This is a genomic window from Exiguobacterium alkaliphilum, from assembly GCF_018138125.1.
In the GTDB taxonomy this organism is placed as follows: domain Bacteria; phylum Bacillota; class Bacilli; order Exiguobacteriales; family Exiguobacteriaceae; genus Exiguobacterium; species Exiguobacterium alkaliphilum.
The window spans coordinates 2,125,258-2,144,284 of the sequence record NZ_CP073101.1 but is presented as its reverse complement, the minus strand read 5'-3'; the positions used below and the strand labels follow the sequence as shown (position 1 = coordinate 2,144,284).

Sequence of the window (19,027 nt, the reverse complement as noted above, 5' to 3'; positions counted from 1 at the left end):
GGTGGAACTTGATGTATAAAGTAGTAGAAGTACCAAACGAGATTTTACGGGTCGTCTGTGAGCCGGTGACGAAGTTTGATAAAAAGTTGCGTCAAACGGTCGACCGTCTGTTCGACACGATGTACGAGTATGACGGGGTCGGCGTCGCCGCCCCGCAAGTGAACTTGAACCAACGTCTCGCCGTCGTCCATACGGATGACGAGACGGGACCGCTCGTCTTGATTAACCCGGAGATCATCGAGACGTCGGGTCAAGAAGTCGGGCTCGAAGGCTGTTTGAGCATTCCGGGTGAATTCGGTTTCGTCGAACGCCATGAGACGATTGTCGTCAAGACACAAGATTTAAAAGGGCGCGAGCAGCGCGTGAAAGCGAGCGGTTTTTTCGCTCGAGCGATTCAACATGAGATTGACCACTTAGATGGTGTGTTGTTCACGGATAAGCTCGCCGTTCCGGATAAAGGGACGGACAAGCGAATCGTCTTCATGGGAACGCCGACGTTTGCCGTATCTGTGCTTGAGCGCCTGCTCGAAGAAGGATACAATGTCGTAGGTGTCGTCTCGCAACCGGATAAACCGGTCGGCCGCAAACGTGAATTGAAACCGACACCGGTGAAAGCGTGTGCGCTTCGCCACGACATCCCGGTGTTGCAGCCGGAAAAAGTTCGCACCGATTATGCGGACATCCTCGCGCTCAAGCCAGACTTGATCGTGACGGCCGCATATGGACAAATCGTCCCGACGGAGCTGTTAGAGGCACCGCCACACGGCGCCATCAACGTTCACGCTTCATTGCTACCAAAGTACCGCGGCGGGGCGCCGATTCATCAAGCGATTCTCGACGGAGAGCGCGAGACGGGCGTCACGATCATGTATATGGTCGATCAACTCGACGCGGGTGACATGATTGCGAATACGATCGTGCCAATCGAGGAGACGGATACGGTTGGCACACTGTTCGACAAGCTCGCCGTTTCTGGCTCTGACTTGTTGATTCGGACGCTACCGGCATTTTTGGCAGGCTGGATTGAAGCAGTGCCGCAAGACGAGCAAGACGTCACGTTCGCGCCGAACATCAGTCGCGAGCGGGAAGCGCTCGACTGGACGCAACCGGGCGAAACGATTTACAACCATATCCGCGGGATGAACCCGTTCCCGACCGCCTATACGACGATTGCCGGAGAACGCGTCAAAGTGTTCGCGAGCGAGAAGACGACGGGCAGCGGGGAAGCGGGCACGATCGTCCGCCTCGAGGAGGACGGATTTGTCGTCGCGACCGGAAATGATGTCGCCATCAAAGTGACGTTGTTACAACCGGCTGGAAAAAAACAAATGGACGGTGCCACGTTCATGCGTGGAGCTGGACAGAAACTGCAAGTGGGCGACCAATTAGGAGGATGACATGAACGTAAGACAAGCAGCGCTTGATACGCTGATTAAAATTGAACAAGGCGGGGCCTATTCGACGATTGCCGTCAACGATTTGTTGAAACAAAAGAAGTTGGCCCCGAAAGATGTCGGCCTCTACACAGAACTCGTCTACGGGACGCTCGGGCGGAAACGGACGCTCGATTATATTTTAGAGAAACGGATTCAGAATCCGAGGAAGCTCGACCGTTTCGTTTTGCCGTTGTTGCGCATGAGTGTGTATCAACTGTTTTATCTCGACAAAGTGCCTGACCGCGCCGTCTTGCATGAGGCGGTCGAAATCGCGAAAAAGCGTGGCCATTCGGGCACCGGTAAATTCGTGAACGGCGTACTCCGAAACGTGCTTCGCGACGGATTCCCTGATTTGTCGACATTGCCGGACGTGGAACGCATCGCCATCGAACATAGCCATCCCGATTGGCTCGTCGCCGATTGGGTCGATACGTACGGCGTCGAAGCGACAGAGGCGATGTGTAAATTGAACAATGAGCCGGCACCGGTCACCGTCCGGGTCAACCGGAAACAGACGACCGTCGAGGCGGTGATGAACCGTTTAGCCGACGAAGGGGTACTGACGTCACGTTCCGAGTTGTCAGAAGACGGGCTCGTCATCGAATCGGGGAACGTCCACGCGACATCCTTGATTGATGAAGGGTTGCTCTCCGTCCAAGATGAGAGTTCGATGCTCGTCGCCGACGCGATCGGTGTCGACGCGAATGATGACGTGCTCGACGCATGTGCCGCCCCGGGCGGGAAAGCGATGCATACGGCCGAACGGATGGACGGTGGCTCGCTCACGGCGCTCGACTTGCACCCGCACAAAGCAAAATTGATTGAACGCCAAGCGAAACGTCTTCAGATCGATGGAGTGACCGCACTTGCCCTCGATGCGCGTAGCGCCGGAGACAAGTTCGAACGAGAGAGCTTTGACCGAATTTTGCTCGACGTCCCGTGTTCAGGGTTAGGCGTCATTCGCCGGAAACCGGACATCAAGTGGACAAAAGACAAAGCCGGACTCGCAGGGCTACCGAAAGTCCAGCGGGAAATTATCGACGCTGTCTTGCCTCTCTTAAAACGAGGTGGTACGCTAGTGTACTCGACATGTACAATCGACCCGTCTGAGAATGAGCAGCAGGCCGACTATATCTTGTCGAACGGATTGACGTGGGATGACACGCTCCGTGAGCGACTCCCGCACGCTGTACGTTCGATGGTGCCATCGGACCGTGCTGAACTTAAATTACTCCCGACGTCGTTCGGGACGGACGGCTTCTATATCGCCGCATTCAAGAAAGAGGTATAAACATGAATCCAAAAGCAGTTGAAAAAAATCCATTGGTCGGTGCCAAACCGTCACTTTATTCCCTCACGTACGCAGAGCTCGAACAGTGGCTCATCGAGGCAGGAGAAAAGTCGTTCCGCGCGAAACAGTTATACGACTGGATGTACGTCAAGCGGGTGACATCGTTCGACGACATGACGAACGTCTCGAAACCGCTCCGCGAGAAATTAGATGCGGCGTTCCAATTGACGACACTCAAAGAACTCGTCCGTCAAGAGTCACAGGACGGGACGATCAAGTTCTTGTTCGAGCTTCAAGACGGTTATTCCATCGAGACGGTGCTCATGCGCCATGAGTACGGCAACTCGGTCTGTGTCACGACCCAAGTCGGCTGCCGCATCGGCTGCACGTTTTGTGCCTCGACGCTCGGCGGTTTGAAACGTAACCTAGAAGCCGGTGAAATCACGGCCCAGGTGCTCGACGTCCAACGCGCGCTCGACGCGAGCGGTGAACGTGTCGACTCGATCGTCGTCATGGGAATTGGCGAACCGTTCGATAACTACGACGAATTGATGCGCTTTTTGCGCACGGTCAACCACGACGACGGCTTGAACATCGGTTCACGCCACATCACGGTTTCGACGAGTGGGATCGTACCGAAAATCTACAAGTTCGCCGATGAAGGGATGCGTATCAACTTCGCCATCTCGCTTCACGCGCCGACGACGGAAATCCGGACACGTCTCATGCCGATCAACCGGGCCTACAACTTGGATAAGTTGATGGAAGCCGTCAATTACTATACGGAGAAGAGCGGTCGCCGCATCACGTTCGAATACGGTTTATTTGGTGGCGTCAACGACACGGAAGAGCACGCGCATCAACTCGCCGACTTGTTGAAAGGCGTCAAATGTCACGTCAACTTGATTCCGGTCAACCACGTACTGGAGCGTGACTACGTCCGCACACCGCGTAAACAAATTTTTGCCTTTGAAAAAGTGCTCAAAGATCGAAAAGTGAACGTGACGATTCGTCGCGAACAAGGTTCGGATATCGATGCCGCTTGTGGGCAGCTTCGAGCGAAGGAGCGCGAACAAGAAACGAGGTAATGGGAAAGATGGAATTAGCCTATCGAACCGACCGTGGGCAAGTGAGGACGCAAAACGAGGATGCCGTTCTGATTTTAGGGGACGAGCACGCCGGAATCGCCCTCGTTGCCGACGGGATGGGCGGGCATGAAGCCGGGGAAGTCGCGAGTGAACTCGTCATCGAACAGTTCCGACGCGCTTTCCCGACGCTTCCGGCCACGCCGATGGAAATGGAGCAGTGGTTCCGCGACAACGTGGAACTAGCCAATGAACAAGTGCTCGCCTTTTCAAAACAGTCGAACCTCGTCATGATGGGGACGACGATTGCCGGGGTGTGCTGGCACGATGAGACGATCGTCATCGTTCACGTCGGGGACAGCCGCGTCTACGCGTTACGCGACGGGGCGCTGCATCAGTTGACCGAAGACCATTCTTACGTCAACGTCTTGAAACAGCTCGGTGAACTGACCGAGGAAGAGATGCGGGTCCATCCGAAACGGAATATCATCACGCGCGCGATTGGTTCGAACGAGCACGTCGAACCTGATTTACAAGTATTTGCCGAACCTGAATTCGACACAATCTTAATCTGTACGGACGGGTTGACGAATCACTTGACGGATGAAGATATTTTGCTCGTGCTCGAACGTCCGATTTCTGCTGACGTCAAAGCCGATCAATTGATCAATCAAGCCAACCGCTTGGGCGGAAGCGACAACATTACCGTCGCTATCGTCCAATTTACAGATAGAAAGAGAGGATGAATCCGATGCGAAGCGGAGAACGAATTAACGATCGTTATCGGATCGAACAGCAAATCGGCAGCGGGGGTATGGCAAATGTCTATCGGGCCCACGATGAGATTTTGAACCGTACTGTCGCCATCAAAGTGTTACGATCTGAATTCTCGCATAACGAACAGTTTATCCGACGGTTCGAACGAGAAGCCCACGCGGCAACTAGCCTCAACCATCCGAACATCGTCGCCATCTATGACGTCGGGGATGAGCAAGACATCTATTATATCGTCATGGAACATGTCGATGGGATGACGCTCAAACAATACTTGCAAGAAGAATACATATCTGTCGAAGAGGCGTTACGCATCATGGGACAGATTTGTGATGCAATTGACCACGCCCATGCGAACCGAATCATCCATCGCGACATCAAACCGCAAAACATGATGATCGACCAAAACGGGAACGTGAAAGTGACGGACTTCGGCATCGCCGTCGCCATGTCGAACGCGACGCTCACGCATACGATGTCGGTGCTCGGCTCGGTCCATTACTTCTCACCAGAGCAGGCACGTGGAAAGTTCGCCGACGAGAAATCGGATATTTATTCGCTCGGTGCCGTGTTGTACGAACTCGTGACCGGACGTGTTCCGTTCATCGGAGAGACACCGGTCGCCGTCGCACTTCAGCATCTGCAAGACGACCCGATTCGACCGATGGACTTGAACCCGAAGATTCCGCAAGCGCTCGAGAACTGTATCATGCAGGCGCTCGCGAAATCGCCTGGCGCACGACACACGTCGGTCGCCTCATTCAAGAAAGACTGCATGACTTCACTCGATCCGGCGCGCGCGAACGAGCCGAAACGAGTGAATGCGGAACAAGATGCGTTCGACCAGACGCTCGTCATGGCACCGGTCGTCGCGGAAGAGACGACGCCACCGAGCGAGCAGCCGTCGAAACCGGTCGCACCGGTCGAACCGAAACCGGACGCCAAGAAGCCGAAGAAACGCAAATGGTGGCTCTGGTTATTGCTCGCGCTGTTACTCATCGGCGGTGGAATCGGGGCGTACGTCGTCGCAGACGAGATGTCACGGTCCGTCGTACCTGACGTCGTCGGAATGACTGAAGACGAGGCGACGACAGAACTCGAGGCTTCGGGCTTCGTCGTCGATGTGACGGAACGGGCTAGTGACAACATCGAAGCTGGTAACGTCATTTCACAAAATCCACCGGCCGGACGGAAGCCAAAACGCGGTACGACGGTCACGCTCGTCGTCTCGGCAGGGAAAGAGACGGTCCGGATGCCGGACGTCGAAGGGTTGTCCCAGTCGGCGGCAGAGCGAACGTTGAAAGACTTGGACTTCACGGATATCGACATCCAAAAAGAAGCTTCGGAGACGGTCGATAACGGAGATGTCATCTCACAATCGCTCGCTCCGGGCGAAGAAGTCGTCCCGTCAGAAGTGACGGTCACGCTCGTCGTGTCGACGGGCAGCAATAAAATCGAACTTGCCAACTTGGCCGGTTACACGTTCGAAGAAGCGACGACGTACGCCGAACAAAACAACTTGAAAATCGTCAAGCGTGACGAGTATTCGACGAGCGTACCTTCGAACCAAATCATCCGCCAGCTGCCGACAGCAGGCACGGCCGTTGACCCAGGTACGGAATTGACGGTCATCGTCTCGCTCGGTGTCGAACCGACGGATGCGTCCATCGAACGAGAAGTGAGCGTAGAGATCGAACCACCGGCAGATGGCGAGACGCCTGATCCCGTCGAGGTCGTCATTCGGACGGTCGATGCGCGTGGCGAGATTGAAGTGCTCCGTGATAAGATAACGGAGACGACGACATACTCCTATACGCTCGTCATCGCGCCTGACGAAGTCGGGACGGCGACGATTGAAGTCGATGGGGAAGTCGTTCGGACCGACTCGGTCACGTACGCCCAAGCGAAGGATGCACAATAACAAAGAGGTGGCGTGCGCGTCACCTCTTTTTCTAGGAGGAAACAGGATGAAAGGAACGATCATTCGCCTACAAGGCGGTTTTTACGATGTCATGACAGAAACAAAGCAAGAGATTCGCTGTCGTGCACGCGGAAATTTCCGTAATCGCAACATCTCGCCGGTCGTCGGAGACGATGTTGAGATTCAAGATCAAAAAGACGGGACCGGCTACATTTTAGCCGTCGACGAGCGGTCGAACCACCTCGTCCGACCACCGATCGCCAATATCGATCAAGCGTTCTTACTGTTCTCGGTGAAGGAACCGGCGTTCTCGTATCACTTGCTCGATCGTTTTCTCGTCTTGATTGAATCGAAACAGATTCATCCGATCATCGTGTTGACGAAGATGGACCTGCTGAATGAGGATGAGATGGAAGCAATTGAACAGGCGGCTTCGCTCTATCGGTCGATTGGCTATGACGTCATCGAGACGTCGACAGAGAAAGGGTCTGGGGTCGAGGCGATACGGGACTTGTTCGAGGCGAAGACAAGTGTATTTGCGGGCCAGACCGGTGTCGGGAAGAGTTCACTGTTGAACGCCGTCGCGCCAGATCTTGAGCTTGCGACCGGGAAAATCTCGAAGTCGCTCGGCCGCGGGAAGCATACGACGCGTCATGTCACGCTGATTCAACTCGGCGGTGGTCTCGTCGCCGACACGCCTGGCTTCTCAAGCCTCGAGTTCCCACAAGAGCTCGAAGCGGAAGAGTTGCGTTGGTGCTTCCCCGAGTTCGTCGAACGACATGACGACTGCAAGTTCCGGGGCTGTGCCCACGTGAACGAGCCGGGCTGTGCCGTCAAGGCGGGCGTCGAATCGGGCGAAATCGCTTCCACTCGTTACGACAACTATGTTACGTTTATGGAAGAGATTAACGATAGACAACGGAGGTACTGAACTGATGATTAAAATTGCACCATCGATTTTAGCGGCGGACTTCGCCAACCTAGAAGCAGAAGTGAAAGCGGTCGAGACGGCCGGGGCCGATTATATCCATTTTGACGTCATGGACGGACAGTTCGTCCCGAACATCTCGATTGGCTTGCCTGTCCTTTCGAGCTTACGTCAAAAGACCGACATGGTATTGGACGTCCACTTGATGATTGACCAGCCGGAACGGTTCGTCGATGATTTCATTAAAGCGGGAGCGGACATCGTCACGATCCACGTCGAGGCGACGAATCACGTACATCGCGTCTTGCAACAAATCAAGGCGGCCGGGGCGAAAAGTGGGGTCGTCTTGAACCCGCATACGCCAATCAGTACGATTGAGCATGTCGTCCAAGACGTCGACATGGTGCTTCTTATGACCGTGAACCCGGGCTTTGGGGGGCAGGCGTTCATCGAGTCGGTCGTTCCGAAAATCGCGGCACTCCGCGAGATGCGTCAAGCACGTGGGCTCGACTTTGAAATCGAGATTGATGGCGGCGTGAACGCGACGACGGCGAAACTGTGCATCGACGCAGGGGCTGACGTCCTCGTTGCGGGCTCGGCGATTTACAACGAACCGGACTATAAAGCAGCAATCGATGGCATTCGCAACGCATCTCGTGTATAATCGAGGATAGAACAACAAATATTGTCGCAAGGGGTGTCACATCTGTGGCTGAGAGGCATGCGCTAACCCTTTGAACCTGTTCCGTTCACACGGACGTAGGGATGTGGCGAAAATGCACGTTGCGAATCCAAGCAGCATGGCGTTTACGTCATGCTGCTTTTTGTCGTTCTTTACGATAAAGGGGGAAATGGAAAATGAAACAAAAATTAACACTACAGGCGCTGATTGAGATTTCACTCTTCTCGGCGCTCGCCTTGATCTTTGATTTGCTCATGCCGTATCGGATGCCGCAAGGTGGGTCGATCACACTCGTCATGTTGCCGATTTTCGTGATGGCGTATCGCCATGGATTAAAAGGCGGTCTCGCGACCGGCGCGCTCGTCGGGACGCTCCAACTGCTGTTCGGCGCCTACATCTTCACGCCGGTCCAATTTTTAGTCGACTACACGTTCGCGTATGGCCTCGTCGGGATGGCGGGCGTCTTCGCCGGACAAGTGAAACGGGCCGCCAAAGACGGTTCGAAAAAGACGCTCGTCCTCTATTTGGTGCTCGGGGCGCTCCTCGGTTCGCTCCTCCGTTACGCCGCGCACGTCCTGTCGGGAATCGTCTTCTTCGCCCAATATGCGGAAGGGCCGGTCGTCGCCTATTCGCTCGGCTATAACATGACGTATATGCTCCCGTCCTTCTTGATTGCGACGATTGTGCTCGTGCTCTTGTTCACGACGGCGCCGCGCTTCGCGACGCTCGCCACGCGGGACGTCCGCTAATGCGTGTCTTGATTGTGGCGGCTAGTCCGTCACCCGTTCCGTCTCTTCCCGACGACGTCGATTACGTCATCGCCGTCGACGGGGGTTACGCGACGCTCCTCGCCCAAGGGATTGAACCGAACCTCGTCGTCGGCGACTTCGATTCGTTCACGGGAGTCGTACCGGATGAGGCGTTACGCTATCCGTCTGAAAAAGACGTGACCGACCTCGAGATCGCCCTCGAGGCGGCACGCGGGCATGGGGCTGACGAGATGCTCGTCTACGGAGCGCTCGGAGGCAGGCTCGACATGACGCTCGGGAACATCGGGTTGCTCGAGGCTTACCCGGAGATGTGTCTTTATGCCGACGGCCAAATCGTCTCTCTCGCACGGGAGGGCCGACACGCGCTTGCGCGGCGTGACGACCATTATTTGTCGCTCATTCCATGGAAGCGGGCGAACGTCACGATCCGTGGCGTCAAATACCCGCTCGACCGTCACGACGTCGTCAGCCACGAGGCGTTGACGATTTCAAACGAGTGGGACGCAAAAACGGCAGAACTCGTCGTACATGACGGTATGGTCCTCGTCTTGTACGTCAAAAAATAAGCACAAAAAAAATCCCATCGGCGCATGCCGCTGGGATTTGTTTCGTTCGTGTATAAGATTATACGCGTTCAACGAGACCTGATTTAAGAGCGCGAGCTGAAACCCAAACGCGTTTCGGTTTACCGTCAACGAGAATACGAACTTTTTGTACGTTTACACCCCAAGTACGTTTCGTCTTGTTGAGTGCGTGCGAACGGTTGTTACCTGACTTAGGTGATTTACCTGTTACGTAGCATTTACGTGCCATGCGTTTCCCCTCCTTTTTTATGTGGGTTCGTCCTAATAGACACTCGTTTATATTAGCACGGGTTTTTTCCCGATGCAACTAGAAAATAATAGTATGACAAGAAAAAAACTTGACATTACTGGTAAGGATTTTAATAATGGATGAGGGTTACGACCACAATTGACCGAGTTTAGGAGCAGGTCCTTTAAATAACGAGGTAGATATTGTAGAATGTAGTGAAGGAATCATTCCGAATGAAGGAGGCTACTCCATATGGCAATTGATATGAAGACAACATATGGCAATATTGACATTACGAACGACGTCGTGGCAACACTCGCGGGTGGCGCGGCGATGGAATGTTTCGGAGTCGTCGGCATGGCGTCTCAAGCTCAATTGAAAGACGGAATCGCGGAACTATTGAAACGTGAGAACTACGCGCGCGGTGTCGTCGTACGACAAGATGGTGATGATGTACATATCGACATGCACATTATTGTCAGCTACGGTACGAAAGTGTCAGAAGTAGCATATAACGTGCAAAGTCGCGTGAAGTACACGCTCGGTGAAACGTTAGGATTAAACGTTTCGTCAGTAAACATATTCGTCCAAGGCGTTCGGCTGACGAATGACTGACGGAAACGGAGGAGGATTTGGTGTGGGTTTAAAACGTCTAGATGGATTGGTGCTCGCGAACATGATTGCAAACGGAGCAGCCAACTTAAGTCAAAATGCGGATTACGTGGATTCGCTTAACGTTTTCCCGGTCCCAGACGGGGATACAGGAACGAACATGAACTTGACGATAACGTCAGGAGCGAAGGAAGTCGCGGCACTCAACACAAAGAACGCGGCCGACGTGTCGGCGAAATTTGCGCGCGGGTTATTGATGGGGGCGCGTGGGAACTCAGGCGTCATCTTAAGTCAATTATTCCGTGGATTCGGCAAGTCGATTGAAGGCAAGTCAGAACTCTCGACTCTCGATTTCGCAGAAGCGCTCAAACGCGGTGTCGATACGGCGTATAAAGCGGTCATGAAACCGGTTGAAGGAACGATTTTGACGGTCGCCCGTGAAGCGGCAGACGAGGCACTCGTCGCGGCCGAGTCGACAAGTGACTTCAACGAGTTGATGGAGCGAATCGTCGCCGAGGCGAAAGCGTCGCTCGATCGCACACCGGACTTGCTTCCGGTATTGAAAGAAGTCGGCGTCGTCGACTCTGGTGGACAAGGGTTACTCGTCATCTATGAAGGGTTCCTTGCCACGCTCGAAGGGAAAGAACTTGAAAAACCGCACACACCAGTCATGGACGCGCTCATCGAAGCCGAACATCACGCCCATGCGGCCCAAGGATTCATGTCGACCGAAGACATCGAATTTGGTTACTGCACGGAAATCATGGTTCGTTTCCAAGATGAGAAGTTGAAAGACGCACCGTTCAATGAAGATGCGTTCCGGAACGAACTGTCTGAACTCGGAGACTCGCTCCTCGTCGTCGCCGACGAAGAATTGCTCAAAGTTCACGTCCACGTCGAGACGCCAGGAGACGTCATCACGAAAGGACAACGTTTCGGCGAGCTCGTCGCGGTCAAAATCGAGAACATGCGTCAACAGCATTCGACGATTCTCGAAGAAGAGCACGGCGCGAACCAACACGGTGTCCAACCGACTCCAGTAGCGACAGCTCCGAAACCAAAAGCGCCATACGCAATCGTCACGGTTGCGATGGGTGAAGGCGTCAGCGACTTGTTCCGCTCACTCGGAGCAGCACACGTCATCGAAGGCGGGCAGACGATGAACCCATCGACGGAAGATATCGTCAAGGCAGTCGAAGCGGCGAACGCCGAGCACGTCTTCATCTTCCCGAACAACTCAAACATCATCATGGCAGCGGAGCAAGCAGCTTCGGTCGCCCCATGCGGTGTCTCGGTCATCCCGACGAAGACGGTCCCGCAAGGACTCGCAGCGGCAATCGCCTTCAATCCAGAGGCGGACGTCGAGACGAACGAGTCAGGCATGAAATCGGCGGCAAGTGCGGTCAAGTCTGGCCAAGTGACGTACGCCGTCCGTGATACGAGTATTGACGGTGTCGAGATTCGGAAAGACGACCATATGGCCATTGCCGAGAAGAAGATCGTCGCCTCGTCGGCTTCGAGTCTCGAAGCGGCAAAACAACTCGTCGACGCGCTCATCGATGCAGACGATGAGATTATCACGATTTTAACAGGAGAAGGTTCATCGGCTGAAGACGTCGCGGAACTGTCGGCTTATATCGAATCGAAGAACGATGAGATTGAAATCGAAGTTCATGACGGGAAGCAACCGCTCTACTCCTATATTTTTAGTGTGGAATAAGCTGTATCTCGGCCCTACCTTCTGTATAATGAAGGTAGGGTTTTTTGAAAGGGGGAAATGCGATGAAATATCGCAGTGTGTTTGATATCATCGGTCCGGTCATGGTCGGACCGTCCAGTTCGCATACGGCCGGTGCCGCGCGTATCGGTCTCATGGCTGGGAAGTTGTTCGGTCGGCAACCGCGCGTCGCCCGCATCACGTTTTACGGTAGTTTTGCCGACACGTATCGCGGACACGGGACCGATGTCGCCATCGTCGGCGGCATCATGGGATTCGATACGTTCGATTTGCGCATCCCACAAGCGCTTGACATCGCTCGCGAACGCGGAATCGAGGTCCGGTTCGAGACGAGCGATGCATTGACGGACCATCCGAACACGGCCCGCGTCCATCTCGAGGATGAGGACGGGACGTTTGAAATCGTCGGAATCTCGATTGGTGGTGGTACGATTGAAATCACCGAGTTGAACGGCTTCCCGCTGAAACTATCTGGCGGTGGCCCGGCGCTCGTCGTCTTGCATCATGATCGCTTCGGGGCGATTGCGGCGGTGACGGGCATCCTCGCCAAGCACGAACTGAACATCGGCCATATGGAAGTGAGCCGCCATGAAAAAGGCAAACAAGCGCTTATGGCGATTGAGATTGATGAACATTTATCAAAAGACGTGTTGGCGGAGATTGAACGGTTGCCACAAATCGAACGGGTAGCCATCTTTGGGGAATAAGGAGAATCGATTATGTTTAAATCAGTAGAAGAATTGGTCCGGACGGCGACGGAACGAGGCGTCCCGATCTCGGAAGTGATGATTGAGCAAGAGATGCACGTACGTCGGGCGTCCCGCGAGGACGTGTTCGGGATGATGGAACGGAACCTCGAGGTGATGGAAGAAGCGGTCGAGCGTGCGCTCCAAGGCGTGACGTCCGTCACCGGCCTCACAGGCAACGATGCCGTGCTCATGCAAGACTACGTCCGGTCCGGGAAATCGCTCGCCGGCGATTTGATTTTAGATGCGGTCGCCAAAGCGATTGGGACGAACGAAGTGAACGCTGCGATGGGACGGATTTGTGCGACGCCGACGGCAGGGAGCGCTGGTGTCGTACCGGGTACACTCTTTGCGGTGAAAGACCGGCTTGAGATGGACCGTGAAGCGATGGTCCGTTACTTGTTCACGTCCGGTGCGTTCGGGTTCGTCGTGGCGAACAACGCCTCAATCTCTGGTGCGGCCGGTGGTTGTCAAGCCGAGGTCGGTTCCGCGACGGGAATGGCGGCTGCGGCAATCGTCGAAGCTGCCGGCGGGACGCCAGAACAGTCGGCGACAGCGTTCGCAATCGCCTTGAAAAACATGCTCGGGCTCGTCTGTGACCCGGTCGCCGGGCTCGTCGAAGTGCCGTGCGTGAAACGAAACGCCATGGGCGGCGCCAATGCGGTCGTTGCGGCCGATATGGCGCTCGCGGGCATCACGTCGCGCATCCCGTGCGACGAAGTCATCTCGGCGATGCATGAGATTGGTCAAATGATGCCGACGGCGCTCAAAGAGACGGCACGTGGCGGATTGGCGAACACACCGACGGCTCGTCGACTCGAGAAAAACATCTTCGGAGCGAAAGAAAATGTCGAGAAGTGAGCCGCTCACGACACTAAAAGGTATCGGGCCGGAAATGGCCAAAAAATTAGAGGCGATGGGTCTCGAACGAATCGAGGACGTGCTTGAGCATGTCCCGTTTCGTTATGAGAACTATAATAGTGGGACGGTGACGACGGCCGTGCATGGGGATCTCGTCAAATGGAGCGGCACGGTGCAAGCCGAACCGCTCGTCCGCTATTATAGTAAAGGGAAGAACCGGCTTCAGTTCCGGCTCTTACTCGAGGAGCGGTACGTCGTGCACGTGACGATGTTCAACCGCGCGTTCTATAAAGACAAATTGACGCTCGGATCGACCGTGACGGTCAAAGGAAAATGGGATATGAACCGGATGACGATCAGTGCGACCGATCTCGAGTTCGGGGAATTGTCGGATGGGCTCCAACCGATTTACTCGCTCCGAGCCGGCCTGACCCAAAAGAACTTCAGCCGGATCGTCAAGCTCGCGTTCAACGAAGTGACGACGTTCGAGGACCGTTTGCCGACGTCAATCCGTGAACGCTATCGTCTCAAAGACCGGGCCTCGATGCTTAGAGGGATGCATTTCCCGGAATCGGTCGACGCGTACAAGCAAGCGCGCCGCAGTTACGTCTATGAGGAGTGCCTGCTCTATCAATTGAAGTTGCAGGCGTTTCGTAAAATGGAACGGTCCGGGAAAGGACGCGCGCTCACACTCGACAAGCAACAGTTGAACGCGTTCGTCAAACAGTTGGCGTTTCCGCTCACCGGTGCGCAGACGCGCGTCGTCCGGGAAATCATCGGCGACCTGGAACGGCCAGAACGAATGAACCGCTTGTTACAAGGGGATGTCGGGAGCGGGAAGACCGTCGTTGCCGCGATTGCCTTGTATGCGACCGTGCGAGCGGGATTCCAAGGGGCGCTCATGGTCCCGACTGAGATATTGGCCGAACAACACGTCGCGTCACTTCAAGCCCTTTTCGAGCCGTACGGCATCCGCGTCGCGCTACTCACGAGTTCGGTCAAAGGCAAAGCGCGGACAGAGTTGCTCACCGCCATCAAAGCGGGCGACGTCGACATCATCGTCGGGACACACGCGTTGATTCAAGGACCAGTCGAGTTCAATCGATTACACTTGGCCATCACGGATGAACAGCATCGGTTCGGCGTCGAACAGCGCAAAATGCTTCGCGACAAGGCCGAACTCGCTGATGTGCTCTATATGACGGCGACCCCGATTCCACGCACACTCGCCATCAGTGCGTTCGGGGAGATGGACGTCTCGACAATCGATGAAATGCCGGCCGGCCGAAAACCGATCGAGACGTATTGGGCCAAACCCGACCAAATCGAACGCGTCCATACGATGGTCGAACGGGAACTCGCCCTCGGGCGCCAAGCGTACGTCATCGCGCCGCTCATCGAGGAATCGGATACGCTCGAAGTCGAGAGTGCGACGGCGCTCTTTGAACTGTTGCAACAGCGTTTCCCGAGTACGGCGATTGGTCTCATGCACGGGAAGTTGGCGAGTAGCGAAAAAGATGAGGTCATGAAGGCGTTCGCGGCCGCTGAGTTAAAAGTGCTCGTCTCGACGACGGTCGTCGAGGTAGGCGTGAACGTACCGAACGCCTCGCTCATCATCATCCACGACGCCGAACGGTTCGGCTTGGCGCAGTTGCACCAATTGAGAGGACGTGTCGGACGGGGTGCCGACCAATCGTACTGTATTTTAATCGGCGACCCGAAATCGGACGTCGGGAAGTTGCGCCTGAAGACGATGACCGAGACGAACGACGGTTTCGTCTTGGCCGAGAAAGATCTCGAGCTGCGAGGGGCGGGTGACTTCTTCGGGACGGCCCAGAGCGGCCTGCCGAGCTTCCGTGTCGCCGATCCCGTCCTCGACCTGAAAGTAATGGAGGTCGCGATGCAAGACGCGGTCCGTCTGCTCGGTAGCGACACGTTTTGGCACGAACCGGCATATGCCCCGCTTCGCGACTATTTGAAGCGGCTCGATTTGCTCGTCGGGGAAAGGTTAGAATAACACTTGAAAATAAAACCTAAAGAATATATACTGCTATTAGTACCAGGTATTAAGTTCTTTAGCATAGAGTTTAGGAGGGAACTGAATGCGGGTACCTAAGAAAGAGCGGCAACGCTTGCTGCAAGAAACGATTGAACAAAACCCGTTCATCAAGGACGACGAACTATCCAAACAGTTCGCTGTCAGCATTCAAACGATTCGACTCGATCGGATGGAGCTAAAGATTCCGGAAGTACGGGAACGGATCAAGCATGTTGCTTCAGAACACCTCGATGAAGTGAAGTCGCTCGCGATGAGCGAGGTCATCGGTGATATGATTGACTTGAAACTTGACGAATCGGCCATCTCGGTCCTCGACATAGAGCGAGAACACGTCTTTAGCCGCAACGAAATCGCCCGGGGGCACGTCTTGTTCGCCCAGGCCAACTCGTTAGCGGTGGCGCTCATCAACGATGAATTGGCGTTGACCACTAAAGCGGAAATCCGCTTTAGTCGCCAAGTGCATCTCGGTGAGCGAGTCGTTGCCAAGGCTCGTGTGATCAAACTGCGTCGGGACGGACGGACGGACGTCACAGTGGAAAGTTATGTCGGCGATGAATGTGTCTTCAGTGGAGACTTCACGATTTATCGTCGCGGTGAGGAGGAACAAGCATGAAGTTAGCAATCGATGCAATGGGCGGGGATCATGCCCCGAAAGCGATCGTGGATGGCGTCAAGCAATTCGTCGACCGCTTCCCGAACGAACAAATGGAACTCTTTTTAGTCGGGGACGCGGTGAAGCTCGCTTCCTACGGATTGACCGATTCGCGGGTCACAATCGTGCCTGCAAGTGAAGTCATCACCGGAGAAGACGAGCCGGTCCGGGCGGTTCGCCGTAAAAAAGACAGCTCGCTCGTCGTGGCGGCACAACTCGTCAAAGACGGGAAAGCCGACGCACTCGTGTCAGCGGGTAATACTGGGGCGCTCATGGCGGTCTCGTTATTCGTCATCGGACGGATTCCAGGAATCGAACGCCCGGCCCTATCGCCAACGTTCCCTACATATACGGGAAGCGGCGTCGTCATTTTAGATGTCGGGGCGAACCCGGACGCGAAGCCTGAACATTTGGTTGACTACGCTATCATGGGCTCGCTCTTTGCGGAACATGTTCGAGGCGTCAGTCGCCCACGTGTCGCGCTCCTCAACATCGGGACCGAGGCAGGGAAAGGAAATGCGCTGACGAAAGAAGCGTTCCCCCTCCTTGAACAAGCACCGGTCCACTTCGTCGGTAACGTCGAAGCCCGAGAGGCGATGTCAGGCGACGTCGACGTCATCGTGACGGAAGGATTTGCCGGAAACATTTTATTGAAAGGTGTCGAAGGCTCTTCGTCGATGCTCATGAAGATGATGAAAGAGCAATTCACGAGCGACGTCGTCTCGAAGCTTGCTGCTCTCGTCTTAAAACCGAAGTTGAAAAAATTGAAACAGACGCTAGATTACCGTGAGCAAGGTGGGGCCGGATTGTTCGGCATCAACGCACCTGTCATCAAGGCCCACGGATCGAGCGACGCCCTCGCCATCATGAGCGCGCTCAAACAAGCAAAAATCATGGTGGAGCACGACGTCGTCGCTAAAATCAAACAAGCCACTGCGAAGACCGCAGATTAAAGTAAAGAAGGTGAGTACATGGGGAAGACAGCATGGATATTTCCGGGACAAGGCTCACAAGCCGTCGGCATGGGCCAAACGTTCTTAGACCGTCCTGAAACGTTACAAACGATTGGTCGTCGCCTCGGGTTTGACTTACTCGATGTGATGGCAGCCGGGTCGAAAGAAGAGCTTCAACAGACCGAGGTGGCCCAACCGGCCATCGTGGCGCATGCGGCATCGCTCGCACTCGCGTATGGGGAGACCGGGGCGGCGCCGGATGTCGTCATCGGTCACAGCGTCGGCGAATATGCGGCCCTCGTCATCGCGGGCGTCATCGATTTGGAAGAGGCGAGCGTTCTCGTACGTGAACGCGGGAAACTCATGTCCGAGGTGAAAGACGGGACGATGGCAGCGGTGATCGGGATGACCGATGTCGCCGAAGCGTTCCACGTCACCGAAAAAATCAGTGCTAGCGGCAACCTTGTACAAATCGCCAACTATAACTGTCCGGGTCAATTCGTCATCTCAGGGCACGTCGACGCGATTAAGCAAGCAGAGACGGAACTGAAGGCAGCGGGCGCGAAACGTGTCTTGCCGCTCGACGTCTCAGGGGCGTTCCATAGCGCCTACATGATGCCTGCTGCGTCACGCTTCAAAGACGTCTTAGCGTCGTCGCCGTTCAAGCCGGCGTCAATCGGCATCGTCTCGAACGTCGATGCTGACGTCCATACGGACCCGGATCAGCTAAAGGCGTTACTTGCCGAGCAACTGTACGCATCGGTCCGTTTTGAGGATTGTGTCCGTAAAGCGATTGACTCAGGCGTCGATACGTTCATCGAATTCGGGCCGAGCTCGCCGCTTTCAGGCTTGATTAAGCGAATCGACAAGAACGTGACGCTCAAGCAAGTGACGACGTTAGAGGAAGTGGCATCGTTAGGAGGAGAAGTACGTGCATGACCATGTAGCCATCGTGACCGGTGCGTCCCGAGGAATTGGGGCCGCCATCGCGAAGCGTTTAGGGGAGGACGGCTTTCGGGTCGTCGTGAATTACTCGGGTAGTGTCGAGAAAGCAAACGCGGTCGTAGCCGCGATTGAAGAAAATGGTGGCGAGGCGATCGCCGTTCAGGCCGACGTCTCGAACGCCGATGATGTGAAGGCGCTCTTCAAGACGACGATTGAGACGTTCGGTCGTCTCGACTGTCTCGTCAACAACGCCGGCATCACGCGTGACGGATTGCTCATGCGCATGAAAGAGGCCGATTTTGATGATGTGCTCTCGACGAACTTGAAAGGGGCGTTCTTGACGTCACAAGCCGTGACGCGCCCACTTCTCAAGTCATCTGCTGGGCGCATCATCAACATCGCCTCGGTCGTTGGCATTACCGGAAATGCCGGCCAGGCGAACTATGCGGCGGCGAAGGCTGGACTTATCGGATTGACGAAGTCGGTCGCCCGTGAACTTGCCGGTCGCCACGTGACGGTCAACGCCGTTTGTCCTGGATTCATCGAGACCGATATGACCGATGCGCTCACGGAAGCGCAACGCGACGCGACGCTCGGGCAAATCCCGTTCAATCGCTTCGGTCAAGTCGAAGAAGTGGCGAACCTCGTCTCGTTCCTCGCATCAGACAAAGCCGCCTACGTCACCGGTCAAACGATTGCCGTCGACGGCGGCATGACAATGGCGTAAAACAGAACTTTACCAATCACAACACATTTTATAT

Annotated in this window: 19 protein-coding genes, 1 pseudogene and 1 riboswitch; of the genes and pseudogenes, 19 read left to right on the top strand and 1 reads right to left on the bottom strand. The window is 55.1% G+C overall.

The window, feature by feature from the left end:
* Positions 1-11: 11 nt before the first annotated feature.
* The 10 genes and pseudogenes from def to KB235_RS11050 form a co-directional block, all read left to right on the top strand.
* Positions 12-437, top strand: a pseudogene (gene def, locus KB235_RS15720) (peptide deformylase); the annotation flags it as partial.
* A complete protein-coding gene (gene fmt, locus KB235_RS11090; RefSeq protein WP_276514431.1) occupies positions 426-1,397 on the top strand; it encodes a methionyl-tRNA formyltransferase in 972 nt (323 codons plus the stop codon). The pseudogene def and the gene fmt, both read left to right, overlap by 12 nt.
* 1 nt (position 1,398) lies before the next feature.
* Positions 1,399-2,727, top strand: a complete 1,329-nt coding sequence (gene rsmB / locus KB235_RS11085; RefSeq protein ID WP_034808980.1) for a 16S rRNA (cytosine(967)-C(5))-methyltransferase RsmB — start codon at positions 1,399-1,401, stop codon at positions 2,725-2,727.
* 2 nt (positions 2,728-2,729) lie between these two features.
* Positions 2,730-3,815: a dual-specificity RNA methyltransferase RlmN gene (gene rlmN, locus KB235_RS11080; RefSeq protein ID WP_034808979.1), complete on the top strand. Its 1,086-nt coding sequence runs from the start codon at positions 2,730-2,732 to the stop codon at positions 3,813-3,815.
* Between the two features lie 8 nt (positions 3,816-3,823).
* On the top strand, positions 3,824-4,558 hold the full coding sequence (locus KB235_RS11075; protein WP_034808987.1) for a Stp1/IreP family PP2C-type Ser/Thr phosphatase: 735 nt from the start codon (positions 3,824-3,826) through the stop codon (positions 4,556-4,558).
* 5 nt (positions 4,559-4,563) lie between these two features.
* Positions 4,564-6,507 (top strand): Stk1 family PASTA domain-containing Ser/Thr kinase, encoded by a 1,944-nt coding sequence (gene pknB / locus KB235_RS11070; protein ID WP_211779653.1) that lies wholly within the window; start codon positions 4,564-4,566, stop codon positions 6,505-6,507.
* Positions 6,508-6,553: 46 nt separating this feature from the next.
* Positions 6,554-7,438 carry a ribosome small subunit-dependent GTPase A gene (rsgA, locus tag KB235_RS11065; protein ID WP_211779652.1) on the top strand — a complete coding sequence of 295 codons (885 nt, stop codon included), beginning with the start codon at positions 6,554-6,556 and terminating at the stop codon, positions 7,436-7,438.
* Between the two features lie 4 nt (positions 7,439-7,442).
* Positions 7,443-8,099: a ribulose-phosphate 3-epimerase gene (gene rpe, locus KB235_RS11060; protein ID WP_034815060.1), complete on the top strand. Its 657-nt coding sequence runs from the start codon at positions 7,443-7,445 to the stop codon at positions 8,097-8,099.
* Positions 8,100-8,118: 19 nt separating this feature from the next.
* Positions 8,119-8,218: riboswitch (TPP riboswitch) on the top strand.
* A 75-nt stretch (positions 8,219-8,293) separates the two neighbouring features.
* A complete protein-coding gene (gene thiT, locus KB235_RS11055; protein ID WP_034808975.1) occupies positions 8,294-8,866 on the top strand; it encodes an energy-coupled thiamine transporter ThiT in 573 nt (190 codons plus the stop codon).
* The gene (locus KB235_RS11050) at positions 8,866-9,453 is read left to right on the top strand and encodes a thiamine diphosphokinase (RefSeq protein ID WP_034808974.1); all 588 of its coding nucleotides are present in this window, start codon (positions 8,866-8,868) and stop codon (positions 9,451-9,453) included. The genes thiT and KB235_RS11050 overlap by 1 nt, the downstream gene beginning before the upstream one ends.
* 58 nt (positions 9,454-9,511) lie before the next feature.
* Here KB235_RS11050 and rpmB read toward each other — a convergent pair whose 3' ends face one another.
* Complete coding sequence (rpmB, locus tag KB235_RS11045; RefSeq protein WP_015881349.1) at positions 9,512-9,700, bottom strand: 50S ribosomal protein L28; 189 nt, start codon at positions 9,698-9,700, stop codon at positions 9,512-9,514.
* A 252-nt stretch (positions 9,701-9,952) separates the two neighbouring features.
* On the opposite strand from rpmB, the gene KB235_RS11040 reads away from it, so the two are divergent.
* The 9 genes from KB235_RS11040 to fabG all read left to right on the top strand — a co-directional run bounded on the left by KB235_RS11040 (position 9,953) and on the right by fabG (position 18,993).
* On the top strand, positions 9,953-10,315 hold the full coding sequence (locus tag KB235_RS11040; protein ID WP_034808973.1) for an Asp23/Gls24 family envelope stress response protein: 363 nt from the start codon (positions 9,953-9,955) through the stop codon (positions 10,313-10,315).
* Positions 10,316-10,337: 22 nt separating this feature from the next.
* The gene (locus KB235_RS11035; RefSeq protein WP_211779651.1) at positions 10,338-12,032 is read left to right on the top strand and encodes a DAK2 domain-containing protein; all 1,695 of its coding nucleotides are present in this window, start codon (positions 10,338-10,340) and stop codon (positions 12,030-12,032) included.
* A gap of 62 nt (positions 12,033-12,094) precedes the next feature.
* Entirely contained in the window at positions 12,095-12,757 is a 663-nt protein-coding gene (sdaAB, locus tag KB235_RS11030; RefSeq protein ID WP_034808970.1) for an L-serine ammonia-lyase, iron-sulfur-dependent subunit beta, read from the top strand.
* Between the two features lie 12 nt (positions 12,758-12,769).
* Positions 12,770-13,657 (top strand): L-serine ammonia-lyase, iron-sulfur-dependent, subunit alpha, encoded by an 888-nt coding sequence (gene sdaAA, locus KB235_RS11025; RefSeq protein WP_034808968.1) that lies wholly within the window; start codon positions 12,770-12,772, stop codon positions 13,655-13,657.
* Positions 13,644-15,674: an ATP-dependent DNA helicase RecG gene (gene recG / locus KB235_RS11020; protein WP_211779650.1), complete on the top strand. Its 2,031-nt coding sequence runs from the start codon at positions 13,644-13,646 to the stop codon at positions 15,672-15,674. The genes sdaAA and recG overlap by 14 nt, the downstream gene beginning before the upstream one ends.
* An 85-nt stretch (positions 15,675-15,759) precedes the next feature.
* The gene (gene fapR / locus KB235_RS11015) at positions 15,760-16,329 is read left to right on the top strand and encodes a transcription factor FapR (RefSeq protein WP_034815065.1); all 570 of its coding nucleotides are present in this window, start codon (positions 15,760-15,762) and stop codon (positions 16,327-16,329) included.
* Positions 16,326-17,321, top strand: a complete 996-nt coding sequence (gene plsX, locus KB235_RS11010; RefSeq protein ID WP_211779649.1) for a phosphate acyltransferase PlsX — start codon at positions 16,326-16,328, stop codon at positions 17,319-17,321. Before fapR ends, plsX begins: the two co-directional genes overlap by 4 nt.
* 18 nt (positions 17,322-17,339) lie before the next feature.
* Positions 17,340-18,260: an ACP S-malonyltransferase gene (gene fabD, locus KB235_RS11005; RefSeq protein ID WP_034815067.1), complete on the top strand. Its 921-nt coding sequence runs from the start codon at positions 17,340-17,342 to the stop codon at positions 18,258-18,260.
* Positions 18,253-18,993: a 3-oxoacyl-[acyl-carrier-protein] reductase gene (gene fabG / locus KB235_RS11000; protein WP_211779648.1), complete on the top strand. Its 741-nt coding sequence runs from the start codon at positions 18,253-18,255 to the stop codon at positions 18,991-18,993. The genes fabD and fabG overlap by 8 nt, the downstream gene beginning before the upstream one ends.
* Positions 18,994-19,027: the final 34 nt, after the last annotated feature.